A 788-nucleotide genomic window follows, 5' to 3' on the forward strand; every position below is an offset into this window, starting at 1 on the left:
GCCCAAATTTAGGCGATACGGTATTATTGCGAATAGCCATATTCATTACCTCTAATAATGTTTGTGGTTAGATGCCTTGATAGTGTTGGTAGCACTTCGAGGCATTGTATTTTTTTATCTTCACGTTATAATGGTTCGAACCATTAACTATAATTTATCATACTGGTTCGCACCAATGCAAGAGAAAAATAAAAAATCATATGAAAGAACAAACAGCACAAGACAAACAATCCGTTTTGAAGATGAGTTACTAGCAGAAATTAGAACGCAACTAGCAAACAGACAAGAATCTTTTGCTAGTTGGGTGAAAGAGGCTTGTAAGCAACGTTTAGATCGAGATAAATCAATTAAGAAGTGTCCTGATTAAATAGTGTAAAAAATTATCAGATACGCCAATGTAAGCAATTTAATTAATCCAATATATTAATTTTAAATTGTTTATTTTTATTTGTTACTTACATCGGCAGTTTTTGAGTATTCTGACCGTCAGACATTTTGCAGAGAGAAAAACGCCAAACGGTTTGGGATTTTATATCCAAAAATGCAGACCGCCTGCGGATTTATAGATAAGTAAAAAGTCCTAACTGTTAGGACTTTTAATGGTTTAAAATCCGTCACGGTGACGAGTTTTATTTATTGAAAACTGCCGACGGTCGGCACTTTTGATATAATTTGATTTCTCCTGACTGTAAGGGATTTTGCAGAGAGAAAACGCCAAACGGTTTGGGATTTTATATCCAAAAATGCAGACCGCCTGCGGATTTATAGATAAGTAAAAAGTCCTAACA

At 34.5% G+C, this 788-nt stretch carries 2 protein-coding genes; one reads left to right on the forward strand and one right to left on the reverse strand.

Features of this window, described 5'->3' with window-relative positions; translation table 11 throughout:
- Positions 1-130 precede the first annotated feature (130 nt).
- Positions 131-367, forward strand: coding sequence for a DUF3950 domain-containing protein (locus tag ACGH6Q_RS12285; protein WP_411592988.1), 237 nt, complete (start codon positions 131-133; stop codon positions 365-367).
- A gap of 237 nt (positions 368-604) precedes the next feature.
- On the opposite strand, the gene ACGH6Q_RS12290 is transcribed toward ACGH6Q_RS12285, so the two are convergent.
- A partial coding sequence (locus tag ACGH6Q_RS12290) for a hypothetical protein (protein WP_411592989.1) occupies positions 605-788 on the reverse strand: 184 nt, incomplete at its 5' end.

The organism is Gilliamella sp. BG2, assembly GCF_046635645.1.
In the GTDB taxonomy this organism is placed as follows: Bacteria; Pseudomonadota; Gammaproteobacteria; order Enterobacterales; family Orbaceae; genus Gilliamella; species Gilliamella bombi.